The organism is Vulgatibacter incomptus (assembly GCF_001263175.1).
GTDB classification, from domain to species: domain Bacteria; phylum Myxococcota; class Myxococcia; order Myxococcales; family Vulgatibacteraceae; genus Vulgatibacter; species Vulgatibacter incomptus.
The window spans coordinates 1638635-1664956 of sequence record NZ_CP012332.1 but is presented as its reverse complement, the minus strand read 5'-3'; the positions used below and the strand labels follow the sequence as shown (position 1 = coordinate 1664956).

Here is a 26322-nt window from a genome sequence, read left to right as displayed (position 1 = left end):
ACCCGCTTGGACTAGTCGACGGCGGGCTGGGGACCGGGGACGATCCCGGCGATGTCGGGATCCTCTCCCGTGGCGGACGTCGGGCGGGTGGCCTTCTCCACGTCCCGCTGCTCGCGCTTTTCGTCCTTGCGCTTCTTCTTTTCCTGTCGCGCCTGTTCCTTTTGCCGCTTGTTGAACGACGGTCGAGTTGCCATCGGACGCTCCTATGAGGGGTGAAGGCTCCCGGCTTAGAGCGGGCCGGGGAGCCTCGAAGATGCGGATGGCGACCGGCCGCTGAGCCGTTCGCGCCCCGGATGGGCGCGGCCCGTCCGATGCCACCCAGGGTCGTTGGTGAGTCCGTAAAACGGCGCGGCCCAGCCAGCCATTCCTGGCTCGCCGGGCCGCGCCGAATTCAAAAGTCGTCGCCGATCAACTGCAGCCGTTGGTGGCGCCGCAGTTCAGGCACTTGTAGCAGGCGCCGTTGCGCACCGTGATGCTCCCGCAGGTGGAGCAGGGGGGCGCGTCGGCCTGGTTGAGGAACATGGAGGTGAGGGCCTCCGTGCCCAGTGCGACGGCGCTGTTGCCCGCCTTGGCGGCGGTCTTGTGGGCCGGCGCGGACGGAGCCGGGGCCGCGGCGACCACAGGGGCGGGTGCGGCCTTCGCCACCGGCGCGGGGGCCGCCTCGACCTGGGGCATCTCGGCGTTCGAGGGCTCTGCCTCAGCGGGGATGAACTTCAGCGAGAGCCAGCGGAAGATGTAGTCGGTGATCGACTTGGCGATGGGGATCGCCGGGTTGCCCGTGAAGCCCGAGGGCTCGAAGCGGGTGTGGCTGAACTTGTCGACCAGCACCTTGAGGGGCACGCCGTACTGGAGCGACAGGGAGATCGCGGTGGCGAAGGAGTCCATGAGGCCCGAGACCACCGAGCCTTCCTTGGCCATGACCACGAAGAGCTCGCCGGGCTGCCCGTCCTCGTAGAGGCCCACGGTGAGGTAACCCTCGTGGCCGCCGATCGAGAACTTGTGGGTGATCGCGTGACGCTCGTCGGGCAGCTTGTGGCGCTGGGCGAAGCGGCCGGCCTCCTTGGCGATCTTCTCGCCGAGCTTGGAGGTGTTGAGGGGCTGCGAGCGCTTGCAGCCGTCGCGGTAGACGGCGATGGCCTTGATCCCGAGCTTCCAGGACTCCATGTAGGCCTGCTCGATGTCCTCGATGGAGGCGTCGTTGGGCAGGTTCACGGTCTTGGAGATCGCGCCGGAGAGGAAGGGCTGGCAGGCCGCCATCATCTTCACGTGGCCGAGCCAGTGGATGGAGCGGCTGCCCTGGGCCGGCTTGAAGGCGCAGTCGAAGACCGCGAGGTGCTCGGTCTTCAGACCGGGCGCTCCCTCGATGGTCTCGTTCTCGTCGATGTAGTGGACGATCTCACCGATGGTCTTCTCGGCGTAGCCGAGGCGGCGCAGGGCGGCGGGGACCGTGTTGTTCACGATCTTGAGCATGCCGCCGCCGACGAGCTTCTTGTACTTCACCAGGGCGATGTCGGGCTCGATGCCGGTGGTGTCGCAGTCCATCATGAAGGCGATCGTCCCGGTGGGGGCGAGCACCGTCACCTGGCCGTTGCGGTAGCCGTTCTGGGTGCCGAGGGCGATCGCGTCGTCCCAGACCGTCCGGGCGGCGTCGGACATGGCCGCCGGCACGCTCTTGGGGAGCACCACCTCGTCGACGGCCTTGCGGTGCTTGCGCATCACGCCGAGGAAGGGATCGCGGTTCTCCGGGAACCCCGCGAAGGGGCCGCCGTGCTCGCCGGCGATCCGGGCGGAGGTGGCGTAGGCGTGGCCGCACATGATGGCGGTGATCGCGCCGGCGTAGGCGCGGCCCTCGTCGCTGTCGTAGGGCAGCCCGCGGTCCATGAGGAGCGCGCCAAGGTTCGCGAAGCCGAGGCCGAGGGGCCGGAACTTGTGCGAGTTCGCGGCGATCAGCTCGGTGGGGTACTTGGCGTTGTCGACCAGGATCTCCTGGGCGAGGATCGTGATCTCGACAGCCTTCTTGAACGCGGGGACGTCGAACTCGCCCTCTGCGTCCCGGAAGTGCATCAGGTTCAGTGAAGCGAGGTTGCACGCCGAGTCATCGAGGTACATGTACTCGGAGCAGGGGTTCGACGCGTTGATGCGGCCGGAGCGCGGGCTCGTGTGCCAGGCGTTGATCGTGGTGTCGAACTGGAGGCCGGGGTCGCCGCAGAGGTGCGCTGCCTCCGAGATCTCGCGGAAGAGCTGCCGGGCCCTGTGGGTCTCCATCGGACGGCCGTCGCGGACCGCGCGGGTGGTCCAGTCGCCGTCGAGGACCACGGCGCGCATGAACTCGTCGGTGACGCGGACGGAGTTGTTCGAGTTCTGGAAGAAGACCGAGCCGTACGCCTCGCCGGTGAACGACGGGTCGTAGCCCTGCTCGATCAGCGCCCAGGCCTTCTTCTCCTCGCTGGCCTTGCAGTGGATGAACTCGCGGATGTCCGGGTGATCGGCGTCGAGGATCACCATCTTCGCGGCGCGGCGGGTCTTGCCGCCGGACTTGATCACGCCCGCGAAGGCGTCGAAGCCCTTCATGAAGGAGACCGGCCCCGAGGCCGTGCCGCCGCCGGCGAGCATCTCCTTGGACGAGCGAATCGGCGAGAGGTTGGTGCCAGTGCCGGAGCCGTACTTGAAGAGCATGCCCTCGGTCTTGGCCAGGCCGAGGATCGAGCTCATGGAGTCCTCGACGCTGTTGATGAAGCAGGCGGAGCACTGGGGCTCGGCCTCGACGCCGACGTTGAACCACACCGGCGAGTTGAAGCTCATCTTCTGGCGGAAGAGCAGGTGGGAGAGCTCCGCCTCGAAGGTGACCGCGTCGGCCTCGGTGGCGAAGTAGCCGCCGTCCCGGCCCCACTTGCCGATGGTGCTCACCACGCGGCCGACGAGCTGCTTCACGGAGCGCTCGCGCTCGGGGCCGAAGGGGCCGCGGAAGTACTTGGACGAGACGACGTTGGTCGCCAGCGCGCTCCAGGCCTTGGGGACCTCGATGTCCTTCTGCTCGAAGATGGGCTTGCCGGTCTCGTCGGTGATCGACGCGGTCCGCAGCTCCCAGGCGAGCTCGTCGGCCGGGTCGATTCCGGGGCTGGTGAAGTAGCGCTCGAGGATGAGGCCCTGCACCTTTCCTCGGCTCGCCTGCTTGGCCTCTCCCTGGTTCTTGCGTGACGTTGCTCGCATCGCCGGCTCCTTCTCGATCTCGGCCATCTGTTCGACCCTTCCGACGTGGCACGGCCGAAAGCCGGCGACTCCGCCGGACCCTCTCCCTGCCGATGAACTATTGAACCCCCGACGGCGGCATAGGCCCTCCAGGGTGCCATTTCTGCCATGCCCGACCGGGGCTCTCCCGGCAGGCGTCCGTCCGAAACGCCCGCCATAGAACCAGAGCCTGACGCCCCTCGTCAAGGCCCAAGGCACGATATGTTGGGGTCAGGCCGCTGCGAGCCACAACGGGCTGTGGTTAGTCTGTGGATTCGTAGTCTTTTCGCACAGTTGGCCACCCGGGTCCAGGGTGCCATTACAATGCGTGTAGGGTCACGCCGGATCGGCCCTCGAAACGCTGGCAATTTCGGCGGCCGGAGGTTATCGAAGGCCCGAATGGCCCCTCCGTACCGCCGCCACGTCTTCATCTGCACGAACCGTCGGCCCCCCGACGCCCCGCGCCAGTCCTGCGCCGCCAGCGGCAGCGAGGCCATCCGCGACGCCTTCAAGAAGGCGCTCGCCAAGCGGGGCCTCAACCAGGAGATCCGCGCCAACGCCTCGGGCTGCCTGGAGGCCTGCGAGTGCGGGCCGAGCGTGGTCGTCTATCCGGAGGCGGTGTGGTACGGCCCCGTCTCCCTCGACGACGTGGAGACCATCGTCGAGGAGCACCTGGTGGGCGGCCGCCCCGTGGAGCGCCTGCGGATGGACTTCAGCAAGATCCGTAAGCCCGCGGAGAAGCCCGCGGAGTCGAAGCTCCCCACCGTCCGGTAGCGCCGCGAACCGGGAGGCGCCTTCTTCGGGCTTCTTCTCCCCCCTCTGCGTGGTAGAGGGAAGCCAAGGGAGGAGGGGCAATGAGGAGGCCTGGTCTATTTTCTTTGGGGATTGCGATCCTGCTCGTCGCATGCGGACGCGGCGACGGAGACCGAGACTCGCCCATCGAGCCCGAACCCTTCCGCATCCATCTCTTTGCGGAGACGATCGAGCTGAGGCCGGGGCAGAGTGAGCTTCTCCGGGTCTCGATCTTGGACCGCGATCTCAGCCTCGGGACGCTCCGGATCGAGATCGAAGGGCTGCCTGAGGGTGTTTCGGCGACCTCCGAGGATCTCACGGTCCTCCATGAGTCGGTCTTGCTCAGGCTTCACGCGGAGGATGGCGCTGGGACCGTCTCGAGGCCGGCGTTCGTCGTGGTTCGTGCCGGCGAAATCACTCGTCGAAGAGAGATCGTCGCCTCGGTCCGCGCGTCCGGGCGGCCCGTACAATCGTACGGGGATGCAGGCTTCGTCACCCTGCCGTGGGACCACATTCCGGTAGCGGTGGACCCCTCGGGGCGAATCCTCCTGCTTCAGCCGAGTACCGGAGGGCACGACCTCATGCGCCTGCAGCAGGAGGGGTCAGTGGACCCGTCCTTCCAAGGCCAGTCTTTCGTCGATCTCGAGGATCTCCCCTTTGTGGCCACGTCCGAGACGCGGATCTTCCTCGCGTATTCGCGCCAGGTCGGCGACGGGCGCCGCCAGGTCGTCCTGGCTCTGGGCACCGATGGCCGCCTGGAGCAAGGGTGGGGCGTCCAAGGAGTGCTCGAACGGGAACCTGGCGCGACGCTCCTCGACCTTCAGGCTGATGGAGATCGCTTGAGGTTCCTGGAGCGCACGAAAGAGACGGTGAACCAGGTACAGCTGGGACCCGCGGGGAGAGTCGAGCGAATCGACCAGGTCCTCCTCGACGGGACCATCTTTGGGCGGCTCCTCGACGATGGGTTCGTGACGCAGGATTCAACTGCACTGCGGCGCTTCGATCGGGAAGCCAAACCGGTCCCGACCTTCGGCGAAGCTGGCGCCGTAGATATCGGATGGGCGGAAGTCTCGGATGCCTCGTCGGACGGCGCAGGCGGCTTCTATGCCTGCGGCAATTTTCTCGACTACCCCTTCGTCGGCCACTGGACCAGAGACGGGGCCGATCTTTTGTGGGGCCATGCCGATAAGGGTGCGCTGCCGGTCCTGTTTGATGAAGTAGGCACAGGCCTCGCGGTGTTGCCCACGTCCACGGGCACTTTGTTTCTCGCTGCAAGGACGTCGCTTGCGTCCGGGACCAGGCTTCACGGGCTCACTGCCGCTGGAGGCGTGGATCTCGACTTCGCCGATGGCGGGCCCGTTCGAACCCGCTCGGATGTCGTCCCGTTGGTCTTCCGCGATCGTGACGGCAACGTGTACCTGGTCACGTGGGACCTCTACTATTCCCGTGAGGTCTACATCCGGAAGCTCTACCGGTGAGCCGCGGGGCGGCCCGCCAAGGCGCGTCCTTGCTGCCGGCGGTATCCGCTACCCGATCGCCAGCAGGTCGGCGGCTTCGGCCGAAAGGAACGGGACCACGCCGCCGCCGCTCTGGATGTTGACGATGGGCGAGAGGGAGGCGCGGCAGACGCCGCCGGTGGGGGCCGGCTCGACGCCCAGGTTGGTGTAGGCGGAGAGGTCGACGTAGGCGTCTTTGCTGACCACTCCGTCGCCGGTGCGGAGCCAGAGCGGCCGCGCCGCGAGCGTGACCCGCTCCTGTACCACCCAGCCGCCTTCGTCGACGCAGGCGTCCACGAGGGCGGCCCAGTCGAGCTCACGGCCGAAGCGGGCGCGGGACCTGAACCGGGAGCCCTCGTCGCCGTATTCGGCGCCGAGGAAGACGCCCTTGCCGCCGAAGTCCCAGCTCCGCTTGATCACCATCGAGGCGGGTGAGCTCCGAACGTGATCGACGAGCTCGCGCAGGGGCCGGCCGTCGGCGTCGGTGGACGCGCCGGCCTGGAGGCGGCGGGTCCAGGGCACCATCTCGTTCACGAGGGCCGCGGCGTCGGGGGCGAGGCCGAGGACACGAGCCGCGTCGGGATCGCGGGAGGCGGCGGAGAGCTCGGCGAGCATGGACTTCTGCTCGAGGTGGGGATCCACCGGGTTGAAGAGGAAGTGGCCGTCGGGCCTGCGCAGGATCGAGCCGAAGGCGGACGAAGGGTCGACCCGGGTGGCGAAGACGTGGCGATAGAGGATCGCGGGGCGGAACGGCGCGGAATCCGCAGGTCCCGATACGACCGCGCGGCCGTCGGCTCCGAGCGCGATCTCTCCGACCTCGATCGTGCGCGCGTCGTGGCCTTCCTCGCGAAAGCGCGCGGCCATGTAGCGGAGCTCGGAGAGCTGCGAGTCCGATGGCCGGTGGACGAGGGCGATGGAGGGCTTCTCGTCGGCGCCGCCCTCGGCGCGGTAGCACGCGAGCAGGGAGCGCAGGAGGTCGAGGGCGTTGGAGCCGTTCGCTGCGAGGAACGCCCTCGAGTCGATCGACGCGCCCGCGAGCTCGGCGACGCTCTCCGCGAACGCTTGTGCCGCGATGTCGGAGTAGCCCTGCATCGCAGGGATGGTGGCGTTGAGCTCGAGGAGCCTGTCGCGGCCCTGGCCGTCGAGGAAAAGATCGGCGCGGACGGTGGCGAGCCTCGGCGTGACGCCGTGGCGCGACATCACGATCTCGCGCTCCACCGGCGCGAGCTCCGAGAGCAGGGATTCGGCGCGGGCGCTGCCGAGGGCGCCGCCCAGGATCCGCTCCGCCACGGCTGCGAGGGCGGCGGTCACGGCGCGGACGCGAGAGGCGCGGCCGATCGTCGCGGCTCGGGGCTCGATCACCGGCGGGAAGGCGACCGGGATCGGGCGAGACCCGTCTACACCCAGGTAGGCGAGGCCGAGGTCGAAGGCGCGAGCGGCAAAGGCATCCGCCAGCCGATCACGCTTGGACGGCGTGAGGCCCGAGAGCGCGTGCAGGAGGGGGTGGGGCGCTAGGAGTGGAGGATGGCCCATACCGCCGAGACCGCCAGGAGGACGCCAAAGGTCCAGAGGGCGGCCGGAGGCGCGGGGAGCGCGCGGGCGTCCTGATACTTGGGATCGGGGTTGGAAGGAGTTTCCATCGCGGTGGGGCTCGCCTGGGGGGAAATAGGCGACAGAGTCTAGCTGCGGACGATGGCCCTGCAAGAAAAAAGCGCTGGAATTCACGAGGGGTTTTCGGACCGGCGGGAGCCGGGCCGGCAGCCGCCGTCGAAGAGGGATAGGATGCCGGCTCGCCCGCTTTTCGCTCGAGCAAAACGGAAAGCGGAGCCGAAGGCGGAGCAGACGAAAACGGAGCGGTTCCGCGCACGCGCAGCCGAAGGCGGAGCCAAGTAAAGGCGCGATCGCGCGAAGCGCGGCTGAAGGAGTCGGGCCCGCTTCCGCGGGGCCGAGTCCTTCATCTGCTCGGAGGTCTCGGGGGAATCACATGGCGGCGCTCACCGGTGGAGCCCTCGTCGCGAAGATGCTCGCGGCGGAAGGGATCCGGCACGTCTTCACGCTCTCGGGGCTCCACGTGGCCCCGATCTACGCCGGCTGCGTGGAGGAGGGGATCGCGATCGTGGACACCCGCCACGAGCAGGCCGCGGTCCACGCGGCGGACGCCTATGCCCGCCTGACGCGGGGTCCCGGTGTCGCAGTGGTGACCGCGGGACCCGGCGTCACCGACGCGGTGACGGGCGTCGCCAACGCCTACGCCGCGAGCGTTCCGCTGCTCCTCATCGGCGGCGCCGCGCCGACGTTCAACCAGTCCCGGGGCGCGCTCCAGGAGATGGAGCAGGTCGACCTCTTCCTCCGCATCACGAAGTGGGCCGACCGGATCCCCTCGCCCGAGCTCGTGCCCGCGTACCTGGCGAAGGCCTTCCGGACGATGCTCACCGGACGGCCCGGCCCGGTCTTCCTCGAGATCGCCTGGGACGTGCTCTCGAACGGCGTGGAGGATCCGGCGATCCCGGTGGGCTACCGCAGCCGCGCCCGCGCGGCCCCGGATCCCGAGTACGTGGCCCGTGCGTGCTCGGTGCTGGAGAGCGCCCGGCATCCGGCGGTGATCGCGGGATCCTCGATCTGGTGGGACGACGCCGCCGCGGCCCTGGTGGCGCTGGCGGAGAAGGCGCAGATCCCGGTCTTCCTGAACGGCGCCGGCCGCGGCTCGATGCCGCCGGATCATCCGCTCTTCTTCCAGCACTGCCGCAAGGAGGCCCTCGCGGAGGCGGACGTGGTGGTGGTGATCGGCACGCCCCTCGACTTCCGCCTCGGCTACGGCGAGGCCTTCCGCCCGGACGCCCGCCTGATCCAGATCGACGCCGATCCGGCGGAGATCGGAAGGAACCGCGCGGTGGAGGTCGGGATCTGGGCCGACTCCCGCCTGGCGCTGGAGGCGATCGCGGCGGGGTTGGGGAAGGGGCCGGACCGAAGCGACTTCCTCCGTTCTCTGCGAGAGCGAGAGGACAAGAAGCAGCAGAAGCTCGAGCAATTCGAGCGGGACTCCGGCACGCCGATCCACCACTCGCGCCTGGCCCGCGAGCTCTCGGACTTCGCGAACGCGGACGGGCGCGATCCGATCTTCGTGGCGGACGGCGGGAACTTCGTGGCGATGGCGGCCAAGACCGTCCGGCTGAAGCGCCCCGGGCGATGGCTGGACCCCGGCCCGCTGGGATGCCTCGGGGTGGGGGCGCCCTTCGCGATCGCTGCCAAACTGCTCCACCGCGACCAGCCGGTCTTCGTGATCCAGGGCGATGGATCCTTCGGCCTGAACGGCTTCGACTTCGAGACCGCGGTGCGCTTCGAGCTGCCGATGGTCGTGGTGGTCGGCAACGACGCGGCGTGGGGCCAGATCCGCCTGCCGCAGGTGGCGATCTTCGGCGCGGAGAAGAGCCCCGGCACCCGCCTCGCGCCCACGCGCTACGACCGGGTGGTGGAGGCCTTCGGCGGCCACGGCGAGCTGGTCACCGAGCCAGAGGGGATCCGGCCGGCGCTGGAGCGCGCCCTGGCCTCGGGCAAGGTCGCCTGCGTGAACGTGATGCTGGATCCGGACGCGCCGATGAAGGCCGGAATGATGGGCTACGCGGTGTAGAGAGTTCCCGACGGACGCGATGGGAGGAGGCAGGCGGGCCCTCGCGCGCCCTCCGGGGCCCTCTTATCGGGGTATGCCCGGCGCCTTAGGTTCAGGGATGCACGCGGCTCGGATTCGCGCGCGCCCCCGGCCCTGGAGGTGCCATGGATACCACCACCCCCGTGCCCTCGCGCCTCTTCTCGCAGAGCGAGGCCAACTCTCTCGTCCCGACGTTGCAGCTCTCGTTCGCCACGATCTCCGAGATGAGGAGCGGAGTGGAGGAGCTGCTCGCCGACCTCGCGAGCGGCGATCCGACGCGGATCGCCGGGATCCTGCGCGGCGAGGAGCCGGTGCCTCCCGGTGAGGAGCCGCGGATCGAGAAGCTGCAGAGCCTGATCGTCGAGCTGGGCGAGGCGGTGGAGTCGGTGGTGGCGCAGGGGGTGATCATCCAGGAGCTGGATCCCGGCATGGTCGACTTTCCCTCGCTCTTCGACGGCCGGGTCGTGCTGCTCTCCTGGCAGTACGGCGAGCACGCGGTCGAGTACTTCCACGAGCTGGACGACGGCTTCGAGTCGCGGGCGCCGCTCCCGGATGCACACCCCGTGTTGCACTAGTCGACAAGCTGGGCGGCGCCCGTCGGCGAACCGATCGCCAGGGGAGCGGGAAGGCATTGCGCCGGGGCAGGGGTTTCGCTACCTCTGCCCCCTGGTCCGCACGGCGCCTTCGGAAGGGCTCGATCCTTCGCGCAGGCAGGCGGCCCGCAAGGAGATCGTGCCCCCATGCCCAAGGTCGAGCTTCGCGTCGAGTTCCTCTTCTCGGCGGCCCATCGGCTTCCCTTCCACAAGGGAGTCTGCTTCCGCATGCATGGGCACAACTACAAACTGCTCGTGACGGTGGAGCGCGAGGTCGATCCGGCCACCGGCATGGTGATGGACTTCGAGGACCTCCGGCTGCAGGTGTGGGAGCACGCGCTCGACCGCTGCGACCACCACACGCTCAACGACTTCCTCGAGAACCCCACCGCCGAGAACATCGTGGTCTGGATGTGGGGCGAGCTCGCGCCGAAGATCCCGGGGCTCAAGGAGATCGTGCTCTTCGAGACGCCCGAGTACTCGGTGGTCTACCGAGGAGCGGGACATGGGAGCTGATCGCGACGCCGCCCCTGGCGAGACGCCGCGGATCGCCCCTCCCGATCCCGAGAAGATGGCGGCGGGGATCCGCCTCTTCCTCGAGGGCTGCGGCGTGGATCTCTCCGACGCCAACGTGCGGGAGACGCCGCATCGCGTGGCCAAGGCCTGGGCCGAGGAGTTCCTCGATGGCTACGACCGGAGCGCACGCGAGGTCCTCGGCGACTTCTACGAGGAGCGAAAGCCCGCAGCCGACGAGATGGTCGTGGTCACTTCGATCGACTTCCAGTCGATGTGCCCCCACCACCTGCTCCCGTATCGCGGCGTGGCGCACGTGGCGTACCTCCCCGCAGGGCGTGTGGTCGGCTTCTCGCGGCTCGCACGCCTCGTGGACGCCTTCGCCCATCGGCTGATCCTCCAGGAGACGCTGGCTCGGGAGATCGCGGAAGCGATCCGGCGGGAGCTGGGATCCGCCGGCGCGGCCGTGGTCCTGGAGGCCGAGCAGACCTGCATGACGACTCGCGGGGAGCGGCGCTCCCAGGCGCGCGCGATCACCGAGGCCTTCACGGGGGAGTTCGCGTCGCGGCCGGAGCTGCGCGAGCGCTTCGTCGGGCGGATCTCCGGGAGGTAGCGAAATGGACCCACGGTGGAGTGAGCTCTCGGCGCGGATCGGTGCGGAGAAGGTCCGGCCGTGGGATCCCGAGACCCTGGGGGCCTACGCCCGCGACGAGTCGGGCCTCGGGGCCCACGCTCCGGCGGCGGTCGTCTTCCCGTCGTCAACCGAAGACGTCGCGGAGGTGATGCGCTTCGCCTCCGCCCATCGGATCCCGGTGACGCCCTGCGCGGCGCGGACGGGGAAGAGCGGCGGCTCCCTCCCGCTCCCCGGCGGGATCGCGCTCTCGATGGAGCGGATGAACCGGATCCTCGAGCTCTCACGCGAGGACCTCACCCTGGTGGTCCAGCCAGGCTGCGTCACCGGTCAGGTGATGGCCGCCGCGGAAGAGGCCGGCCTCTTCTATCCACCCGATCCCAACTCCTGGGAGACGTGCAGCATCGGTGGCAACGTCGCCGAGAACGCCGGGGGCCCGAGGGCCCTCAAGTACGGCGTTACCCGGGACTACGTGCTCGGGCTCGAGGCCGTGCTCCCCTCCGGCGAGGTGGTGCGGACCGGCAAGCGGACGATCAAGGGCGTCGCGGGCTACGACCTCACCGCGCTCCTGGTGGGCAGCGAGGGCACCCTCGCGGTGATCACCGAGATCACCTTGCGGCTCGTGCCCCTGCCGCGGGAGATCCGCACCGCGCTCTGCATCTTCCCCGACGAGGGCTCCGCCGCCCGTGCGGTGGCCGGGATCCTCGGCGCGGGGATCCTCCCCCGCACCCTGGAGCTCTTCGACGACTGCTCCATCGACGCCAGCTCGCGCAAGGGGCCGTACCGCTTTCCGGACGGCGCGCGGTCCGCCATCCTCGCAGAGACCGATGGCGACGAGGGCGAGGCCGTGATGCGGCAGCTCGAGCGCCTCGGCGGGATCGCCCTCGAGAGCGGGGCGATCGACGTCCTGGTCGCCCAGACGGAGACCCAGCGCCGCGACCTCTGGGCCACGAGGCGCCGGGTCTCCGAGGCCCTTCGGCTCCTCCATCCCCTCAAGGTGAGCGAGGACATCGTGGTTCCGCGGTCGCGGATCCCCGAGGCGGTGGAGCGGCTCAAGGCCCTCGGCCGGACGCACGGGCTGACGGTGGCCACCTATGGGCACGCAGGCGACGGCAACCTACACGCCAACGTGCTCTTCGACCGCGAAGAGGAGCGGCCCCGGGTGAACGCCTGCGTGGACGACGTGATCCGGGTGGCCCTCGACCTCGGGGGCACCATCACGGGCGAGCACGGCGTCGGCCTCGCCAAGCGCGACTTCCTCCCGCTCGAGCAGGGGGAAGGGCTGATCGGGCTCCAGCGCGCCCTGAAGGGCGTCTTCGATCCCCTCGGGATCCTCAATCCGGGGAAGATCTTCCTGTAGGCTTCCTCCCGGGGGGAAGATTTCCTCAGCAGCCGGCTCAGAGCGTGTGAAGAAGTCGGTCCCGCTTGAAGCGGGGCCGATTTCTTCAGCCGCGCTCCGCGCGGAAACGCTCCTTTTTTGTCTGCTCCGCCTTCGGCTTCGCTCGGGGGAGATGCCGGCCCCTTCAACATCGTATTGCGTTGGCTACTCCCCGGGTCCGGGCGGGCAGAATATCCCGCCTCCGGTGTTATGGGCTTCCCGGAGGATCGGCACGGGCCGAAGACCGCGTTCCCGGGGCGCCTGCCGAGCGCCCGTGTGCGTCGTCGCTCCGCCGGGCCCGGATGAAGGGCGAGCCAAGGGCACAAATGAGTTTCGAAGCGAAACCAATGGAGCGCTCGGTCATCCCATGACGTGACGTAACGTAGCCTGGCGGCGGGACCCGCCGGGAGAAAGAGGCTTCTAAAATGGTCAAGAGCGAGTTCGAAGAGCTTCAGAGGTACTTGCGAGCTCTTCCGCGCTACCAGGCCCTGAGCCGGGAAGAGGAGCGGGATCTCGCGCTCCTCGCCCGCAAAGGAAATTCCCGGGCGCGCGACGAGCTGATCAAGAGGAACCTCCCCTTCGTGGTGGCCGTCGCCAAGCGGAGCATGGGCCGCGGCGCGCGCCTCGACGACCTCGTCCAGGAGGGGAACATCGGGCTGATGCGCGCGGTCGAGAAGTTCGACACGCACAAAGGGACCCGGTTCTCGACCTACGCCATCTGGTGGATCCGCGCCTACATCCAGAAGTACCTGAAGGAGGTCCACTCCTCTGTGCGAGGCGGCGAGGACGGGAAGCGCCGCGGCCTGCGGGACATCTCCCTCGACGTTGCGGTGGACGAGGAGGGCGAGATCACCGGCCTCGATCGGCTCCCCGACGAGGGCCCGGCCCCCGACGACTCGTACTTCGCCGCGGAGTCCTCCGACCTGGTCCGGAGCCGCCTCGAGCGCTACCGCAAGCGGATCGGCCCCCTGGGCTGGGACATCCTCGAGGAGCGCCTCAGCTCCGACACGCCGCAGACCCTGGAGCAGATCGGCAAGCGGTGGGGACTCTCCCGCGAGCGCGTGCGCCAGGTGGAGCTCCAGACCCGCACCTTTTTGCGCCGCGCCCTCGAGGACCTCCACGAGGCCGCGTAGGCCCGGCTTTCGAGAGCAAAGCCGGCCCGACGCCCGCTCCCCACTCGTCCACCGGGACGACTGGAGGGTGGGCGTTGTGTTTTCCGGCCGCCGAGCCCGGGACGGGGCGGGCGGGGAAGGGCGCTCGTTTCGTCACGAGCGCCCGGGGTGCCCGTCAGAGGACGACGAGTTTCTCGCGGTGGAGGTTGCGGGCCTCGTCGTCGGCGACGAGATCGCTGTGGCAGGAGGCTTTGTTGCCGACCTCGGCGCCGAGGTCCTTGCGCGCCTTGCTCGCGAGGCGGTGGATCTCGTCGGGGCTGAGGACGCCGCGCTTCTCCAGGATCTCACGCTGATCGGGGGTGAGCGCCGCGGACTTCACGGCCTTGCCCCGCTCGAAGCCCTCGGCCTTGCCCGAGGCGAACTCGGTGATCTCCTTCGAGATTCGCACCGAGCACCAATCGTGTCCGCACATCGCACAGAAGTCGGTGTCGACGTCGAGATCCTCGTCGTGGAAGGCGCGGGCGGTGTCGCCGTCGAAGGCGAGCTCGAAGTGCCGCTCCCAGTTGAGGGCGGCGCGGGCCTTGGTGAGCTCGTCGTCCCAGTTGCGGGTGCCGGGGATCCCGAGGGCGACGTCGGCGGCGTGGGCTGCGATCTTGTAGGCGATGCAGCCCTGCTTCACGTCGTCCTTCTTGGGCAGACCCACGTGCTCCTTAGGCGTCACGTAGCAGAGCATGCTCGCGCCGTGGTAGGCGGCCGAGGTGGCGCCGATGCAGCTCGTGATGTGGTCGTAGCCGGGGAAGACATCGGTCACGAGGGGCCCGAGCACATAGAAGGGGGCGCCGTGGCAGATGCGGCGCTGGTGCTTCATGTTGAACTCGATCTGATCGAAGGGCACGTGGCCGGGGCCCTCGATCATCACCTGGCAGCCCTTGCGCCACGCGCGCTCGGTGAGCTCGCCCAGCGTAGCGAGCTCCCGGAGCTGCGCCTCGTCGGTGGCGTCGGCGAGGCCGCCGGGCCTCAGGCCGTCGCCCAGCGAGAACGAGACGTCGTACTCGCGCATCACGTCGCAGATCCGGTCGAAGAGCGTGTACATCGGGTTCTGCTTGCCGTGGGTGATCATCCACTTGGCGAGCAGCGAGCCGCCGCGGGACACGATCCCGATGAGCCGCTTGCCCACGAAGGGCAGGTGCTCCCGGAGCACGCCGGCGTGGATGGTGAAGTAGTCCACGCCCTGCGCGGCCTGCTTGCGCAGGGTCTCGAGGATCACTTCGTCGTCCAGATCCTCGATCCGCCTTCCGATGATCATCGAGTAGATGGGCACCGTGCCGATGGGCACGGTGGACGCGCGGAGGATCGCGTCCCGGCAGGCGTCCAGGTCGCCGCCGGTGGAGAGATCCATCACCGTGTCGGCGCCCCAGCGCTCGGCCCAGCGGAGCTTCTCGACCTCCTCGTCGGTGCTGGACGAAACGGGCGAGGCGCCCATGTTCGCGTTGATCTTGGTCTTCGACGCGCGGCCGATCGCCATCGGATCGAGGCGGTAGCCCAGGTGCACCTTGTTGGCCGGGATGATCATCCGGCCGGCGGCGACCTCGTCGCGCACCTGCTCGGCGGTGAGGTGGGGCTCGCGCTCCGCGACCCGCTTCATCTCGGGCGTGACGTTGCCGAGGCGGGCGTGCTCGAGCTGCGTCACGGGGACGAAGCCGGCCGGCGCCTGCCAGCGGCCGTCCACGAGGGTCCAGTCGGGAGGCATGAAGTCCCAGGCGGTCTTCTCGCTGGGCGCGGGCATCCCCGGCGTGTCCGGCGACGCGAAGGCGCGGGGGCCGCCGACGTCCGCACGGAGCGCGAACGAGCCGGGGCTCGTCCCGTCCGCGGCGGTGGAGGGGTTGTGGGCGCCGTTCAGCGGCAGGGCTGCGGCGGTACCGTTCTTATCGGCCATCGAATGTCCTCCGGGCAGGTAGCTTGAGTCGGAGGACGGACGTGCCCACGCATCGCTTCCCTCCGCCGGTTCGAACCGGATCAGGTTCCACGGGTTCATCTCAGCGTCCGTCTGCGGACGCGCCCCGAGCGAATGGCGGGACTCTAGTGATGATGGTCGCAAAAGGCCAACGGAACGGTGCTCCGGCGGGAGGATGGTATCCTGTTCACATGATGGAACAGGACACTCGCCCCGAAGCCCGTCGCCGCTACGTCGAGCTGCTCCGCTCCAAGTCCGAGGTCGAGCGCCTGGAGGCGGCCGCCTCGTTGACGTCGGCGGCCCGGGAGATGACCCGGCTGGGGATCCGGGCTCGTCATCCGAATGCCTCCGACGTCGAGCTCCGAGAGCGGTTCATGGAGGTCGTCTACGGAGTCCGGTCTCGGAGCCGAGAGTCGGGAGGCTGACGATGGAGAACATCCTCGACGTCGCGCTCCGACTCGGGAGCGCGTTCGAACGAATCGGCGCCGGCTACTTTCTCGGAGGTAGCCTGGCGAGCTCGCTGCAGGGCGAGCCCCGCGCGACGAACGACTTGGATTTCGTCGTCGACCTGCGGCCCGATCAGGTGAGCGCCCTCGTCTCCGCGCTTGGCCCCGATTTCGAGGTCGACGACGAGGCGCTCCGGGAAGCGGCAGCCCAAAAGAGCTCCTGGAACATCTTCTACCTTCCCACCGCCCTGAAGATCGACCTCTTCATCCGCCGCTCTGGCCCCTTTGACGAGGAGGAGTTCACCAGACGAAGGGCCATCGAGATTCGCCCGGGACATCGGCTGTTCGTCAAATCCGCGGAGGACACCATCCTCCGCAAGCTGCTCTGGTTCCGTTCCGGTGGCGAGCTCTCCAGCACGCAATGGCGGGATGTCGTGCAAGTCTTCCGGATCTCGGGGCCGGAGTTGGACGGGGATTACCTCGCCCGCTGGTCTGCCGCTCTGGGGGTAGATGACCTCCTCGAAAAGGCACGAAGAGAATCCGAGGACTGAACGGCTACGTCGTTGACGGCGGCCCGGGCGAAAGGTTGACTGGGCGCCGTGCCCGACGTCGTCCTCCTCCGCGAATCCCTGCCCGCGTTCGAGCTCTCGGCGCGGTTCCTCGAGGCCGCCTCGAAGGGCGCGGACGTCGATCTGATCGTGGAGGGGCGCCGCGCCGCGATGCTCCCGGGGATCGCGAGGCGCCTCTTCCCCGGAACGAAGCTGGGCGTCGCCGCTGCCGCGGTCGGGGTGCCGCTCTTCCCGAAGGTGATGGCCCTGTTTCTCCAGGCCCGCCAGCTCGGCTTCACCTGGAACTGTCGGAAGGTCTCGGGGGCCCGCGAGGTGATCGTGGAGCTCCGCCGCGAGCGGACGATCGGCTAGAGGCGCCAGCGGCGTCCCCACGCTCTTTCCGTGTCCACGTCTGTCTCGTTCCAGGGCATCGGACGAGTGTCACGGATGTCTATGGGCTTTCGAAGAAGAGCGTCAGGAATGTCCCCGGGCTCGAGTGTCAGAGATGTACCCGGTCTGGACCCCGGATCAAACCCGACACCCCTTGTGCCGGTCTGCCATTCGTGAGAGAATCATTGCCGAATCAAGTTCCGGGGGGAACGCAATGGCGAAGCGGACCAAAGCCACGCAGATGGAGTTTCGACTGCCGACGTGGGGAGGGAAGCGTGCCGGCGCCGGGCGGAAGCCCGCCGGGTCGAGGGCGGGCGTTTCGCACGAGGCACGCGGACCGCTTGCGAGCCGGTATCCGGTCCACGTGACCTTGCGGATGCGGGACGAGGTCTGGAACCTTCGGACGCAGCGCTGTTACCGCATCCTCGAGAAGGCGCTGTTCGCGGGCTCGGACCGGCTGGGCATGAGGCTCACGCACCATTCGGTGCAGGGGAACCACCTCCACCTCGTCGTCGAGGCGCGGGACGGCCAGGCGCTCTCGCGCGGGGTGCAGGGCCTCTGCGTGCGGATCGCGCGCGGCCTCAACCGCCTCATGAAGCGCAAGGGCAGGGTGTTCGCCGACCGCTTCCACTCGCACGTGCTGCGCACGCCGCGCGAGGTTCGGAACGCCATCGCCTACGTGCTGGGCAACGCCCGCGTCCACGCGCTGCGGCAGGGCCGGCCGGCTCCGATCGCCGCGGACCCCTTCGCGGCCGGTCCTGGAGATCCGACCGTCTCCCTCCCGCACTCATGGCTGCTCCGGGTCGGGTGGCGCTCGGTCCGGCGCGCAGCGCCGACGTGACCCGACGCGGCGTCCGCGATGAGCCAAGTTCGAAGGCCTGCGCTCGGGCGTTACGCGATCGTGACCCGCATGAAGCGGCGCTTGCCGACCTTGAGCTCGTAGGTGCCGGCGGCCAGCTCGGCCTGTGGATCGCCCGCGCGGGCGCCGTCGATGGACACGCCTCCCTGGGCGACCAGGCGACGCGCCTCGCCCCGCGACGACGCGAGGCCCGCTCCCTCGAGGACGGCGGCAAGCGGCATCCGCTCCTGTCCCTCGGGCAGCGCCATCATGCGGATCTCGACCTCGTCGGGCCGTTCCTTGCGGACGATCACCTGCTCGAAGTGGGCTTCGGCGGCGTCCGCGGCGGCGGCGTTGTGGAAGCGCGCCACCATCTCCTTCGCGAAGGCGACCTTTGCCGCCTTGGGATGCCCCTGCTTCAGCGCGGCGATCTCCGAGAGGCTGCGGCCCGAGAGCAGCTCGTAGTAGCGCCACATCAGGTCGTCGGTGATCGACATCAGCTTGCCGAACTGCTCCTGCGGCGCCTCGGCGATCCCCACGTAGTTGCCGAGGGACTTCGACATCTTGTCGCCGACGATCTTGCCGGTGGCGGGATCGAGGCGCGCGTCGAGGCCCTCGAGGAGCGGGCCGGTGATCACCACCTGCGGCCGCTGGGCGAAGTCGCGCTGGAGGTCGCGTCCCACCAGGAGGTTGAAGAGCTGATCGCTCCCGCCGAGCTCGACGTCCGCCTTCAGCGCCACCGAGTCGTAGCCCTGGACCAGCGGGTAGAGGAACTCGTGGATCGCGATCGAGCGCCCCTCGCGGTAGCGCTTGGCGAAGTCGTCGCGCTCGAGCATCCGCGCCACCGGGTAACGCGCCGCGAGGCCGATCATGTCGGCGGAGCTCATGGCGCCGAACCACTCGCTGTTGAAGCGGATCTCCGTGGCCTCCGGATCGAGCACCCGGTAGACCTGGGTCTTGTAGGTCTCGGCGTTGGCGAGGACCTGCTCCTGCGTGAGCGGAGGCCGAGCTGCGCTCTTACCGGTGGGATCGCCGATCCGGCCGGTGAAGTCGCCGATGAGGAAGACCACGCGGTGCCCGAAGCGCTGGAACCGCGCCATCCGCTGGAGGAGCACGGTGTGGCCGAGGTGGAGATCGGGAGCGGTGGGGTCGAAGCCCGCCTTCACCGTGAGTGGAACCCCCGCGTCGACCGACTTCTGGAGCCGCGCGAGGAGCTCCTCGGAGGTGACGAGATCGATCGCGCCCCGGGCGAGCTCCTGGAGCTGCTCCTGCGGGGTCGCCTGACGAAGAAGGTCGCTCATTCCTTGCGCTTCTAACATCCCGCGAGGAGCCTTCGGCGGGCAATCGTAGGGGGCGCCCGGCTAGCGCGGGGCGCGAAAGGTCCGCGTGGGCGTGATCACGATGTCCACACGGGCGTCGTGGACCTCCACCGGGACCTCGTCCAGGAGCTGCTCGTCCAGGCAGGCGCCGATGCGCAGGGCCCGGGGCGCCGCGGCGAGGGTGGCGTCGTAGTAGCCGCCTCCCTGGCCCAGCCGGCCGCCGCCCGGATCGAAGGCCAGGCCCGGCACCAGGAATGCGTCGATCTCCTGCAGCTCTACGCCGGGGCCGGAGGGCTCCCGGATCCCGAGCACGCCGGCCACGAGCTCGGCGGGGTCGACCACCGGGGCGAAGTCGAGGCGCCTGGTCCCGCGGACCACCCGGGGGAAGACGCAGCGCGTTCCGCGGCTCGCGAGCTCCTCCCAGAGGGGCGTGAGCCGAACCTCACCGGGGAGCGACTGGTAGAGGGCGATGGTGCGAAGGGCCCCGAGCTCCGGGAGCTCGAGGACGCGCAGGGCGATCGCGGCGGATCCCCGGGAGAGGGCGTCCTCCCCGAACGACCGGCGCATCGCCCGCAGGGAGTCCCGGAGCGGCGCCTTCGTGGGGTGGGGGATGCGCATGGTCGACCTGGCAGGCGCCCGCGAATCGGATCCCGTCGGCGCCGCCGGCAAAAAATCCCCCGCCTCGGCCGTGTGGGCAGCGTCCATTGAACCCTGCCGCAAAGCAGGTGGGGGTCATCTATGGCGAACCGTCAGGCTTCCTTCTCGACCGAGGTCGAGGGCTTGCACATGGCCCGTCAGGGAGCGCCCCCTTGGACGCGTTATCGGTTCGAATTTCAGCTACCCAATCACGAACCAGGCAGGGGTGAGAACTTCAGCACCAACCCGCGGTCCGGGCGATCCATTCGCTCGGGCCAGAGGTCGGCGCAGGCCAGACGTGGGTCCGAATTGGACCCCGTTGGCGATGGTGCGGAGCGTACGAGCGGACCCCTGCGGGGTCAAGCGCCGTGGATGGGGCATTTTCACGACCTTGAAGCGCCTCCTCGTCGGGCCCAGCTTGCAGGCTTCGACCGCCCGCCCGGTCGCGGTGCGCCCCAATCCCAAGGGATGCCTCGATGTCCGACGGCCCACAGCAGGAGACGCCTCCAGAGGCAGAGGAGGAAGCGGAATCCGGCGGCCTCGTGTCGATTCGGGACGCGCTCCGTGCGGCCGCCCTGGGCGACTTCTCGGTGCGCCTCCCGGTCGACGGAGGCGAGGGTCTGCACGCGGAGGTCGCTCGGGCGTTCAACGCGCTCGCCGCCCGCAACGAGCGGCTGGTCGAGGAGCTGGAGGACGTCTGCCTCGCCGTGGGGACGGAGGGCAAGCTGGGCGCGAGGGCGGACGACAGCTGGTGCGAGGGCGGATGGACCGACGCCGTGGACTCCGTCAACCGGCTGATCGATCGCCTCACCTCGCCCATGCTCCAGACGACCCGCATCCTCGGCAAGATCGCGAAGGGCGATCTCTCCGAGCGCTTCGACATCCAGGCGGACGGCGACGTGCTGGCGCTGAAGAAGGCGGTAGAGGCCACCGCGGACCAGCTCCGCTCCGTCTCGGCCGAGGTCATCCGCGTGGCGCGGGAGGTGGGCGTCGACGGGAAGCTCGGCGCCCAGGCCCATGTGTCGGGCGTCTCCGGGCCCTGGCGAGAGCTGGTCGACGGCGTGAACCTCTTGGCCAGCAACCTCACCGTGCAGGTCCGGGACATCGCCCAGATCGCGACGGCGATCGCTTCGGGGGACCTCTCTCAGAAGATCACCGTCGAGGCGAAGGGCGACGTCGCCGACCTCAAGAACACGATGAACGCGATGGTCGACCAGCTCCGGACCTTCGCCGACGAGGTGACCCGCGTCGCCCGGGAGGTGGGGACCGAGGGAAAGCTCGGCGGCCAGGCGCGCGTACCGGGCGTTGCCGGCACGTGGAAGGAGCTCACCGAGAGCGTGAACACCATGGCCTCGAACCTGACCAGCCAGGTCCGCGGCATCGTGGCGGTGGTGACCGCCGTTGCGGAAGGCGATCTCTCGCGGCGCCTGGTGCTGAAGGCCAGCGGTGAGATCGAGGCGCTGGCCGACACCATCAACGGGATGACCGACAACCTCAAGGTCTTCGCCGAACAGGTGACGACGGTGGCGCGTGAGGTCGGCATGGAGGGTCAGCTCGGAGGGCAGGCCTCGGTGCCGGGCGCCGCCGGAACGTGGAAGGACCTCACCGAGAACGTGAACATGCTCGCCGGGAACCTCACGGCGCAGGTCCGCAACATCGCGCTGGTGACCACCGCCGTGGCCAAGGGCGATCTCTCCAGGAAGATCACGGTCGAGGCGAAGGGAGAGATCGAGACACTGAAGGAGACCATCAACGGAATGGTGGAGCAGCTCCGCACCTTCGCCTCGGAAGTGACGCGGGTCGCGAAGGAGGTGGGGACGGACGGCCAGCTGGGCGGGCAGGCCGAGGTGCCGGGCGTCTCGGGGACCTGGCAGGGGCTCACGGAGAACGTGAACATCATGGCCGCGAATCTGACGGATCAGGTGCGCGGCATCGGCCGGGTCGTGACGGCGGTGGCGAACGGCGATCTCTCGAAGCGCCTCATCCTCGTGGCGAAGGGGGAGATCGCGACCCTGGCCGACACGATCAACGACATGACGGACACGCTCCGCACCTTCGCCGATCAGGTGACGAGCGTGGCCCGGGAGGTGGGGATCGAGGGCAAGCTGGGCGGGCAGGCCAGCGTTCCAGGGGCCGCCGGCACGTGGAGGGATCTCACGGACAACGTGAACCAGCTCGCGGCGAACCTCACGACCCAGGTCCGCGCGATCGCGGACGTGGCGGCCTCCGTGACCGAAGGTGATCTCAGCCGGACCATCGACGTGAAGGCCCGCGGTGAGGTGCTCGCGCTCAAGGACACCATCAACCAGATGATCGCGAACCTCCGCGATACCACCCGCGAGAACACGGAGCAGGACTGGCTCAAGACGAACCTGGCCAACTTCTTCCCGATCCTCCAGGGGCAGCCGAGCCTCGAGTCGCTGACGGATCAGGTGATGTCCAAGCTCACGCCCCTCGTCGGCGCCACCCACGGAGCGTTCTATCTCTTCGACGACGAGGACAAGGAGCTCCGGCTCACGAGCACCTACGCGTACCGGCGGCGCAAGGGACTGTCCAATCGCTTCGGTCTCGGTGACGGCCTCGTCGGCCAGTGCGCCCTCGAGAAGAAGACGATCGTGGTCGAGGACGTCCCCAAGGACTACGTGCACATCGGCTCGGGGCTCGGCGAGTCGCCGCCGCGCGAGATCGCGGTCTTCCCGATCCTCTACGAGGAGCAGGTGAAGGGCGTCATCGAGCTCGGCACCTTCCGGCGGTTCACGCAGATCGAGGTGAACTTCGTCGAGCAGCTCGTGATGAATCTCGGCCTCGCCATCAACCTGATCGGCGCCAGCGTGCGGACCGAGCAGCTCCTGGAGCAGCTCCGCGGATCCAACGTGGAGCTCGAGGGCCGCCGGCGCGAGCTGGAGGACAAGGCGCAGGAGCTGGAGGCGCGGAACCGCGACGTCGCCCGGGCCAGCAAGTCCCTCGAGGAGAAGGCCGAGGAGCTCGCCCAGGTCTCCAAGTACAAGTCCCAGTTCCTGGCGAACATGTCCCACGAAATCCGGACGCCGCTGAACAGCATGCTGATCCTCGCCCAGATGCTCGCCGCAAACGAGAAGGAGCGGCTCGGCGACCGCGAGCAGGAGTGGGCGTCCGCCATCCACGCAGCGGGCAAGGAGCTCCTCTCGCTCATCAACCAGGTCCTCGACCTCTCCAAGATCGAGGCCGGCCGGATCGAGCCCCACGAGGAGGCCGTGCCCATCGAGGGGATCCGGCAGCTGGTCGAGCGGACCTTTCGGCCGGTGGCGCTGCAGAAGGGCCTCGAGTTCCGGATCGACGTGGGGGAGGACGTACCCCGTCGCGTCGCGACGGATCGGCAGCTGCTCGGGCAGGTCCTCGTCAACCTCCTCTCGAACGCGTTCAAGTTCACCAAGGAGGGCCAGGTCCGGCTTTCGATCGAGAGCCATGAGGAGACCCTGGAGTTCGCCGTCTCGGACACGGGGATCGGCATCGCTCCCGACCAGCGTCGCCGCATCTTCGAGGCGTTCCATCAGGTGGATGGATCGATGACGAGGCGATACGAGGGCACGGGCCTGGGCCTCACGATCAGCCGGGAGTACGCGCGGCTCCTCGGCGGCGACATCGAGGTCGAGAGCGAGGAAGGCAAGGGCAGCACCTTCACACTACGGCTTCCCCTGACCGTAGCGGATCGCGGCGAGGTCCCGATGGAGCGGGAGCCGGAGAAAGAGGGGGCGAAGGAGCCGGGCGAGCCCGCTGGCATGCCCGCCGAGGCGCGAGAGCAGCTCCAGGGGAAGAAGGTGCTGGTGGTCGAGGACGATGTCCGGAATCTCTATTCGATCACCGCGCTCCTCGAGAGCTTCGGCATGGAGGTCTCGCCCGCCTCGAGCGCACGCGTGGCCTATCGTTCCTTGGAGGAGCATCCGGACTTCGACGTGATCCTCATGGACCTGATGATGCCGGAGATCGATGGCTACGAGGCCACGTCGACGATCCGCGAGATGCCGGAGGCCTCCGAGATCCCGATCATCATCCTCACGGCGAAGGTGAGCCAGAGCGATCGCGAACGAGCGCTCGAGGCGGGGGGCAGCGACTTCGTGGCGAAGCCCGTGGAGATCGGCGAGCTCGCTACCGCGATCCTCCGGAACCTCGGGTCGGAGTAGGGGCGCGCGATGGATGGATCGCCCCCCGTCGCCGTACTGGTCGTGGACGACTCCGCGAGCGAGCGCGCCGCCATGCGGGCGATGCTCGGCAGGGAGGGCTACGAGCTCGTCGAAGCGAAGTCCGGGGAGGAGGCCCTCGCCTGGATGCTCCAGCGGCAGTTCGCGGTCCTCGTCGTCGACGTGGCCATGCCGCGGATGAGCGGCCTCGAGCTGGTGTCGCGGGTCCGGGAGCGCCCGCGGGCCGCCGCCATGCCCGTGATCTTCGTGACCGCAGAGGCCGACCGGTCCACCATCGAGAAGGGCTACGCGATGGGCGCCGTCGACTTCCTGGTGAAGCCGGTGGTCCCGGAGGAGCTGAGGGCCAAGGTGGGCGTCTTCGCTGACCTCCACCGGCAGCGCCTGCGCCTCGAGGATCAGACGGCCCGGCTCCTCGTGGCCGAGGAGAAGGAGAGGGAGCTGGCGCTGCGGGAGCTGGAGATCGCGGGGGAGCGCCATTACCGCCGGCTGGCGGATGCCGTCCCCAACGTGGTCTGGACCGCGGATCGGGACGGAGTGGTCGACTACTACAACCGCCGTTGGTACGAGCTCACGGGCTCCTCCTCCGGCGACAGGGCCGGTTCGTGGCTCTCCGCGGTGCACCCCGAGGACCGGGAGCGCTGCAGGGAGGATTGGCGGGCGGCGCTGTCCGAGGCCCGCGTCTTCGAGGGCGAGTACCGGCTGCGGGCGGCAGAGGGAGGCTATCGCTGGCACCTGTGCCGCGCCGTGCCCGAGCGGGGGCCCGCCGGCGCCGTGGACGCATGGCTCGGCACCTTCACCGACATCGAGGAGAACAAGCGCGCGGAGGTGGAGCGGGAGGCGCTCTACCAGCAGGCGGTCGAGGCGGTCCAGGCGCGGGACGAGTTCCTCTCGGTGGCCTCTCACGAGCTGAAGACCCCCGTGTCGTCGCTCGGGCTCCAACTCGGGATGACGCTGCGAAAGCTGAAGAAGAAGGGCGCCTCGGAGTTGGATGACGTGGTTCCGCGCCTCGAGTCCGCGTCCCGGCAGGTGGACAAGCTGGGACGGCTGATCGTCCAGCTCCTCGACGTGTCGCGGCTCCGCGAAGGGGGCATCGAGCTCGAGCGGGAGGAGTTCGACCTCGCTCGCCTGGCCATCGAGATCGCCTCCCGCTTCTCCGAGGAGGCGACGGCGGTCGGGTCGTCAATCGAGCTCTCGGCGCCGGATCCGGTGATTGGCTGCTGGGACCGCCTGCGGATCGATCAGGTGGTCACGAACCTCATCACCAACGCCCTGAAGTTCGGCGCGGGCGAGCCGATCGACCTCTCGGTGCGGCGGCAGGGGGAGATGGCGACGATACGGGTGCGCGACCGGGGCATCGGAATCGACGCCGAGGACCTCGAGCGGATCTTCGAGCGCTTCGAGCGCACGGACCAGGCCAAGAAGGTCCGCGGCATGGGTCTGGGCCTCTACATCGTCCGCCAGATCATCGAGGCCCACGGCGGCATCATCCGGGTGGAGAGCGCGCCGGGGGAGGGCTCCACCTTCACGATCGCGCTGCCGTTCGGCGAGGAGAAGGAGGGGTAGGACACACGTCGTCCCTTGTGTCGCCCGCGCGCACGCTGCTACTTTCCCGCCGAAATGCGCCGTCCCAGGCGCGGGGGGAGAAGGACGCGGAAGCAGCATGCCGACCGAGCAGCCAGCGCGATTCGGGCGATTCGAGCTCCTGAGCCGGATCGGCCGCGGGGGGATGGCCGAGGTCTCCCGCGCGGTCGTCAAGGAGGGCCCCGGCGCGGGGCGGGCCGTCGCCGTGAAGCGCCTCCTCCCGGAGTACGTGGGGAACAAGCAGTACGTCGAGCTCTTCTGCGCCGAGGCGGAGCTCTCGAAGAGCCTCGTCCACCCGAACATCGTGGAGGTGCTGGAGTCGGGGCAGGTCGACGGCACCTTCTTCATGGCGATGGAGTTCGTCGACGGCCGGGATCTCGGCGCGATCCTGGGCCGGTGCCGGGAGCGGCAGATCCTCCTCCCGGTGGACTTCGCGCTCTTCCTGACCCACCAGCTCCTCCTGGCGCTGGACGCCGCGCACAAGGCCACCTCGCCCACCGGGCAGCGGCTGCACGTGGTCCACTGCGACGTCTCGCCCTCGAACCTCTTCATCTCGAAGACCGGCGAGATCAAGCTGGGGGACTTCGGCATCGCGAAGGTCCGCTCGGTCGATCCCTCCCGGCGCAAGGGGATCTGGGGGAAGGTGCACTACGCCTCGCCGGAGCTGCTCCGGAACGAGGACGTGCTGCCCCAGGCCGACGTGTGGGCGGCGGCAGTGATGCTCTACGAGCTGCTCACGCTCTGCCGGCCGTTCGCGGGGGAGACGATCGAGGAGATCGGCAAGGAGATCCTGGACTCCGATCCGCCGGCCGTCACCGACCTCCGGCCGGAGATCCCCGAGGCGGTGGAGAGCGTGCTGCGTATGGCACTGCATCCGGTGCCGGACCAGCGCTTCCACGACGCAGGCGCCTTCGCCATGGCGTTGCACCCGCTCTTCGACGATCAGATCGGCACGCCGCTGGCGATCGCGGCGGTGGTGCGAGGCCTCTTCGGGGCCTGACCCCGAAAGCCGCGCCGGGGTGGGGGCGAGCTGGTAGAGGGAT

General features: G+C 69.0%; 21 protein-coding genes, 1 other RNA gene, 1 pseudogene and 1 riboswitch. Of the genes and pseudogenes, 15 read left to right on the top strand and 8 right to left on the bottom strand.

Annotated features, from left to right (window positions below; all coding sequences use genetic code 11):
• Positions 1-11: 11 nt before the first annotated feature.
• Complete coding sequence (locus AKJ08_RS06775; RefSeq protein ID WP_050725369.1) at positions 12-194, bottom strand: hypothetical protein; 183 nt, start codon at positions 192-194, stop codon at positions 12-14.
• A gap of 214 nt (positions 195-408) precedes the next feature.
• On the bottom strand, positions 409-3210 hold the full coding sequence (locus tag AKJ08_RS06770) for a vitamin B12-dependent ribonucleotide reductase (protein ID WP_050727465.1): 2802 nt from the start codon (positions 3208-3210) through the stop codon (positions 409-411).
• A 417-nt stretch (positions 3211-3627) separates the two neighbouring features.
• Here AKJ08_RS06770 and AKJ08_RS06765 point away from each other — a divergent pair, with 417 nt between their 5' ends.
• Both AKJ08_RS06765 and AKJ08_RS06760 read left to right on the top strand, forming a co-directional pair.
• On the top strand, positions 3628-4002 hold the full coding sequence (locus AKJ08_RS06765) for a (2Fe-2S) ferredoxin domain-containing protein (RefSeq protein WP_050725368.1): 375 nt from the start codon (positions 3628-3630) through the stop codon (positions 4000-4002).
• 80 nt (positions 4003-4082) lie between these two features.
• On the top strand, positions 4083-5498 hold the full coding sequence (locus tag AKJ08_RS06760) for a hypothetical protein (RefSeq protein ID WP_157370531.1): 1416 nt from the start codon (positions 4083-4085) through the stop codon (positions 5496-5498).
• 48 nt (positions 5499-5546) lie between these two features.
• Here AKJ08_RS06760 and AKJ08_RS06755 read toward each other — a convergent pair whose 3' ends face one another.
• Positions 5547-7049, bottom strand: coding sequence for a hypothetical protein (locus AKJ08_RS06755; RefSeq protein ID WP_050725366.1), 1503 nt, complete (start codon positions 7047-7049; stop codon positions 5547-5549).
• Complete coding sequence (locus AKJ08_RS20635; RefSeq protein WP_276202193.1) at positions 7028-7156, bottom strand: hypothetical protein; 129 nt, start codon at positions 7154-7156, stop codon at positions 7028-7030. The genes AKJ08_RS06755 and AKJ08_RS20635 overlap by 22 nt, the downstream gene beginning before the upstream one ends.
• Positions 7157-7500: 344 nt before the next feature.
• Between AKJ08_RS20635 and AKJ08_RS06750 the strand changes: the two genes are divergently transcribed.
• The 6 genes from AKJ08_RS06750 (at position 7501) to AKJ08_RS06725 (ending at position 13410) form a co-directional block, all read left to right on the top strand.
• On the top strand, positions 7501-9144 hold the full coding sequence (locus tag AKJ08_RS06750; protein WP_050725365.1) for a thiamine pyrophosphate-binding protein: 1644 nt from the start codon (positions 7501-7503) through the stop codon (positions 9142-9144).
• Positions 9145-9287: 143 nt separating this feature from the next.
• On the top strand, positions 9288-9737 hold the full coding sequence (locus AKJ08_RS06745) for a DUF2203 domain-containing protein (protein WP_050725364.1): 450 nt from the start codon (positions 9288-9290) through the stop codon (positions 9735-9737).
• 165 nt (positions 9738-9902) lie between these two features.
• Entirely contained in the window at positions 9903-10271 is a 369-nt protein-coding gene (queD, locus tag AKJ08_RS06740; RefSeq protein ID WP_050725363.1) for a 6-carboxytetrahydropterin synthase QueD, read from the top strand.
• Positions 10261-10881, top strand: a complete 621-nt coding sequence (gene folE / locus AKJ08_RS06735; protein WP_050725362.1) for a GTP cyclohydrolase I — start codon at positions 10261-10263, stop codon at positions 10879-10881. The genes queD and folE overlap by 11 nt, the downstream gene beginning before the upstream one ends.
• Before the next feature lie 4 nt (positions 10882-10885).
• Positions 10886-12259 (top strand): FAD-binding oxidoreductase, encoded by a 1374-nt coding sequence (locus AKJ08_RS06730; RefSeq protein WP_050725361.1) that lies wholly within the window; start codon positions 10886-10888, stop codon positions 12257-12259.
• Between the two features lie 443 nt (positions 12260-12702).
• Positions 12703-13410, top strand: coding sequence for a sigma-70 family RNA polymerase sigma factor (locus AKJ08_RS06725; RefSeq protein ID WP_050725360.1), 708 nt, complete (start codon positions 12703-12705; stop codon positions 13408-13410).
• A 346-nt stretch (positions 13411-13756) separates the two neighbouring features.
• Here the strand turns inward: AKJ08_RS06725 and thiC are convergent.
• Positions 13757-15139: pseudogene (gene thiC, locus AKJ08_RS06720) on the bottom strand (phosphomethylpyrimidine synthase ThiC); the annotation flags it as partial.
• A gap of 226 nt (positions 15140-15365) precedes the next feature.
• Positions 15366-15462: riboswitch (TPP riboswitch) on the bottom strand.
• Positions 15463-15534: 72 nt separating this feature from the next.
• On the opposite strand from thiC, the gene AKJ08_RS06715 reads away from it, so the two are divergent.
• The 4 genes from AKJ08_RS06715 (at position 15535) to AKJ08_RS06700 (ending at position 17568) form a co-directional block, all read left to right on the top strand.
• Positions 15535-15768, top strand: a complete 234-nt coding sequence (locus AKJ08_RS06715) for a hypothetical protein (protein ID WP_050725359.1) — start codon at positions 15535-15537, stop codon at positions 15766-15768.
• A 2-nt stretch (positions 15769-15770) separates the two neighbouring features.
• On the top strand, positions 15771-16340 hold the full coding sequence (locus tag AKJ08_RS06710; RefSeq protein ID WP_205624782.1) for a hypothetical protein: 570 nt from the start codon (positions 15771-15773) through the stop codon (positions 16338-16340).
• 48 nt (positions 16341-16388) lie between these two features.
• On the top strand, positions 16389-16709 hold the full coding sequence (locus tag AKJ08_RS06705) for a hypothetical protein (RefSeq protein WP_050725358.1): 321 nt from the start codon (positions 16389-16391) through the stop codon (positions 16707-16709).
• 394 nt (positions 16710-17103) lie between these two features.
• The gene (locus tag AKJ08_RS06700) at positions 17104-17568 is read left to right on the top strand and encodes a hypothetical protein (RefSeq protein WP_240475460.1); all 465 of its coding nucleotides are present in this window, start codon (positions 17104-17106) and stop codon (positions 17566-17568) included.
• Positions 17569-17618: 50 nt separating this feature from the next.
• On the opposite strand, the gene tyrS is transcribed toward AKJ08_RS06700, so the two are convergent.
• The 3 genes from tyrS to ssrS form a co-directional block, all read right to left on the bottom strand.
• Positions 17619-18866: a tyrosine--tRNA ligase gene (tyrS, locus tag AKJ08_RS06695; RefSeq protein WP_050725356.1), complete on the bottom strand. Its 1248-nt coding sequence runs from the start codon at positions 18864-18866 to the stop codon at positions 17619-17621.
• Positions 18867-18926: 60 nt separating this feature from the next.
• Positions 18927-19502: a 5-formyltetrahydrofolate cyclo-ligase gene (locus tag AKJ08_RS06690; RefSeq protein WP_050725355.1), complete on the bottom strand. Its 576-nt coding sequence runs from the start codon at positions 19500-19502 to the stop codon at positions 18927-18929.
• Between the two features lie 52 nt (positions 19503-19554).
• Positions 19555-19750, bottom strand: a non-coding RNA gene (gene ssrS, locus AKJ08_RS18505) — 6S RNA.
• Between the two features lie 246 nt (positions 19751-19996).
• Here ssrS and AKJ08_RS06685 point away from each other — a divergent pair.
• The 3 genes from AKJ08_RS06685 to AKJ08_RS06675 all read left to right on the top strand — a co-directional run bounded on the left by AKJ08_RS06685 (position 19997) and on the right by AKJ08_RS06675 (position 26279).
• On the top strand, positions 19997-23680 hold the full coding sequence (locus AKJ08_RS06685; protein ID WP_050725354.1) for a HAMP domain-containing protein: 3684 nt from the start codon (positions 19997-19999) through the stop codon (positions 23678-23680).
• A gap of 9 nt (positions 23681-23689) precedes the next feature.
• Positions 23690-25261: a sensor histidine kinase gene (locus tag AKJ08_RS06680; protein ID WP_082342822.1), complete on the top strand. Its 1572-nt coding sequence runs from the start codon at positions 23690-23692 to the stop codon at positions 25259-25261.
• 97 nt (positions 25262-25358) lie between these two features.
• Complete coding sequence (locus AKJ08_RS06675; RefSeq protein WP_050725352.1) at positions 25359-26279, top strand: serine/threonine-protein kinase; 921 nt, start codon at positions 25359-25361, stop codon at positions 26277-26279.
• Positions 26280-26322: the final 43 nt, after the last annotated feature.

Excerpts from the sequence above, each read along its gene's own strand:
- AKJ08_RS06775 (WP_050725369.1), bottom strand. The coding sequence starts at position 194 with ATGGCAACTCGACCGTCGTTCAACAAGCGGCAAAAGGAACAGGCGCGA.
- AKJ08_RS06770 (WP_050727465.1), bottom strand. The coding sequence starts at position 3,210 with ATGCGAGCAACGTCACGCAAGAACCAGGGAGAGGCCAAGCAGGCGAGC.
- AKJ08_RS06765 (WP_050725368.1), top strand. The coding sequence starts at position 3,628 with ATGGCCCCTCCGTACCGCCGCCACGTCTTCATCTGCACGAACCGTCGG.
- AKJ08_RS06760 (WP_157370531.1), top strand. The coding sequence starts at position 4,083 with ATGAGGAGGCCTGGTCTATTTTCTTTGGGGATTGCGATCCTGCTCGTC.
- AKJ08_RS06755 (WP_050725366.1), bottom strand. The coding sequence starts at position 7,049 with ATGGGCCATCCTCCACTCCTAGCGCCCCACCCCCTCCTGCACGCGCTC.
- AKJ08_RS20635 (WP_276202193.1), bottom strand. The coding sequence starts at position 7,156 with ATGGAAACTCCTTCCAACCCCGATCCCAAGTATCAGGACGCCCGCGCG.
- AKJ08_RS06750 (WP_050725365.1), top strand. The coding sequence starts at position 7,501 with ATGGCGGCGCTCACCGGTGGAGCCCTCGTCGCGAAGATGCTCGCGGCG.
- AKJ08_RS06745 (WP_050725364.1), top strand. The coding sequence starts at position 9,288 with ATGGATACCACCACCCCCGTGCCCTCGCGCCTCTTCTCGCAGAGCGAG.
- queD (WP_050725363.1), top strand. The coding sequence starts at position 9,903 with ATGCCCAAGGTCGAGCTTCGCGTCGAGTTCCTCTTCTCGGCGGCCCAT.
- folE (WP_050725362.1), top strand. The coding sequence starts at position 10,261 with ATGGGAGCTGATCGCGACGCCGCCCCTGGCGAGACGCCGCGGATCGCC.
- AKJ08_RS06730 (WP_050725361.1), top strand. The coding sequence starts at position 10,886 with ATGGACCCACGGTGGAGTGAGCTCTCGGCGCGGATCGGTGCGGAGAAG.
- AKJ08_RS06725 (WP_050725360.1), top strand. The coding sequence starts at position 12,703 with ATGGTCAAGAGCGAGTTCGAAGAGCTTCAGAGGTACTTGCGAGCTCTT.
- AKJ08_RS06715 (WP_050725359.1), top strand. The coding sequence starts at position 15,535 with ATGATGGAACAGGACACTCGCCCCGAAGCCCGTCGCCGCTACGTCGAG.
- AKJ08_RS06710 (WP_205624782.1), top strand. The coding sequence starts at position 15,771 with ATGGAGAACATCCTCGACGTCGCGCTCCGACTCGGGAGCGCGTTCGAA.
- AKJ08_RS06700 (WP_240475460.1), top strand. The coding sequence starts at position 17,104 with ATGCGGGACGAGGTCTGGAACCTTCGGACGCAGCGCTGTTACCGCATC.
- tyrS (WP_050725356.1), bottom strand. The coding sequence starts at position 18,866 with ATGAGCGACCTTCTTCGTCAGGCGACCCCGCAGGAGCAGCTCCAGGAG.
- AKJ08_RS06690 (WP_050725355.1), bottom strand. The coding sequence starts at position 19,502 with ATGCGCATCCCCCACCCCACGAAGGCGCCGCTCCGGGACTCCCTGCGG.
- AKJ08_RS06685 (WP_050725354.1), top strand. The coding sequence starts at position 19,997 with ATGTCCGACGGCCCACAGCAGGAGACGCCTCCAGAGGCAGAGGAGGAA.
- AKJ08_RS06680 (WP_082342822.1), top strand. The coding sequence starts at position 23,690 with ATGGATGGATCGCCCCCCGTCGCCGTACTGGTCGTGGACGACTCCGCG.
- AKJ08_RS06675 (WP_050725352.1), top strand. The coding sequence starts at position 25,359 with ATGCCGACCGAGCAGCCAGCGCGATTCGGGCGATTCGAGCTCCTGAGC.